1 protein-coding gene is annotated in these 2,098 nt (G+C 65.1%); it reads right to left on the reverse strand.

Going from position 1 to position 2,098, the window contains the following annotated elements:
• Positions 1 to 937: 937 nt before the first annotated feature.
• On the reverse strand, positions 938 to 2,098 hold a 1,161-nt coding region (fdhA, locus tag AC1D1G_RS44660; protein WP_477956880.1), incomplete at its 5' end, for a formaldehyde dehydrogenase, glutathione-independent.

Consider the following 2,098-nt stretch of genomic DNA (forward strand, 5'->3'; position numbering starts at 1 on the left):
CTCCCAAGGCAACGAGACGGTGACGTACGGCAAGCCCGGCGACCGCAATGGCGCCCTGGTGTGCGGTGCGGACGGCGAATGGACGGTCGGCAAGACCAAGGCCAACCCCGGGCAGATCCAGATCCAGCCCGGACTCTCCCGCGGGTAACCGACAGCAGCCTCTGCTGTCCCTTCTGAGGCGAGTGCCCCGCATCGATGCCGGTGCGGGACATTGTCGTCCCCCACGGCCCTCGGTCGCTGTACGCGCCCGGTTGATGCCGGTGCCAAGTGTTGGATGCTTCCGGGGTGTTCACCTATTGCGCGCATTGATGTGGGCCTCCGTGCTTCCACGAACTGACGGTCGGGTAAGCATGCGTAAGAGCCCTTGGCACACCTGATTCCGCTTGCTGAGGGCACGTTCGTGCTATCGACGAAGGTGCGATCGCTGCAGATCATTCTGGTGGGCGCGCAGCGCGTCACGAGTCACGTATTCATGCGGGGTTCTCAATCCAACTGGTAGTGACCTGGATGCGACAACGCTCCGCGACGCTGGGGAGCGCGTCACCAAGTCCGGTTGCCGACGCTGTGCGAACCTGGGATGGGTAAAGACGGTGGGCAAACTGAAGTTATCGCGGCTTAGTGCGCACAAACCGGAAGTGCACGGAGTAAGCACCGCCGTTTTCGACGTGGTGGTGTAGGTTCCACACTCACGTGTTTTCCAGAATCCCATATGTCTCATGAGACAGAAGATTCGGCGCCGCAGCTGGTCAGTGAGGGGATCGGGCGCCAACGTCGGATCTGCTGCCGTCAGTGTGAAATCTCGTCTGGTCAGCCCGGATACGGGGTGAGTCAGTGATTCCCGCGTCGTTGGTTTAGGCCACGCGTTCGGTGCTGGCTGAGACGGGTGGGAGAGGAACGAGCATTCACCGGGAGAATGCCTCTCCCACCCTGCGTGATCTCAGGCCGCGCTGATCACGTTGTGCGGATCGAGGACAAACTTGGTGGCTTCACCGGAGTCGAATTCGGCGTACCCCTGGGGTGCCTGCTCGAGGCTGATCGGCCTCGCGTTGACGGCCTTGGCGATCTGGACCTTGTCATGGAGGATCGCCATCATCAAACTGCGGTGGTAGCTCATGACCGGGCACTGTCCGGTGGCCAAGGATAAGGACTTGGCCCATCCGGTGCCCAGGCTGAGCGAGAGGGCACCGACCTTGGCGGCCTCGTCGGCGGCCCCGGGGTCGCCGGTGACGTAGAGACCGGGGATGCCGATCGCGCCGCCGGCGGTGGTGATGTCCATCAGGGAGTTCAGGACGGTGGCCGGTGCCTCGGTCGCTGAGCCGTGGCCGTGGCCGCGGGCCTCGAACCCGACGGCGTCGACCCCGCAGTCCACCTCGGGCACCCCGAGGAGCTGTTCGATCTGGTCTTTCGGGTCGCCCTGGCTGACGTCGACGGTCTCGCACCCGAAGCTGCGGGCCTGCGTGAGCCGGTCCAAGTTCAGGTCGCCGACGATCACCACGGCGGCTCCGAGGAGTTGGGCGCTGGCCGCAGCGGCGAGACCGACGGGGCCGGCGCCGGCGATGTAGACGGTGGACCCGACGCCGACTCCGGCGGTGACGCAGCCGTGGAAGCCGGTGGGGAAGATGTCCGAGAGCATGGTCAGGTCGAGGATCTTCTCCATCGCCTGGTCGCGGTCGGGGAACTTCAGCAGGTTCCAGTCGGCGTAGGGGACCATGACGTACTGGGCTTGTCCGCCGACCCAGCCACCCATGTCGACGTAGCCGTAGGCGGCGCCGGGTCGGTCGGGGTTGACGTTCAGGCAGATCCCGGTCTTGCCTTCCTTGCAGTTGCGGCAGCGGCCGCAGGCGATGTTGAACGGAACCGAGCACAGGTCGCCGACCTTGATGAATTCGACGTCGCGACCGACCTCGATCACCTCGCCGGTGATTTCGTGGCCGAGGACGAGGCCTTCGGGTGCGGTGGTGCGGCCGCGGACCATGTGCTGGTCGCTGCCGCAGATGTTGGTGGAGACGACCTTGAGGATGACTCCGTGTGGGCATTCACGTCCGACACTGGCGGGGTTGACGCCGGGGCCGTCCTGCAGGGTGAAGGAGGGGAAGTC

It is taken from the genome of Rhodococcus sp. P3_B8 (assembly GCF_056402775.1).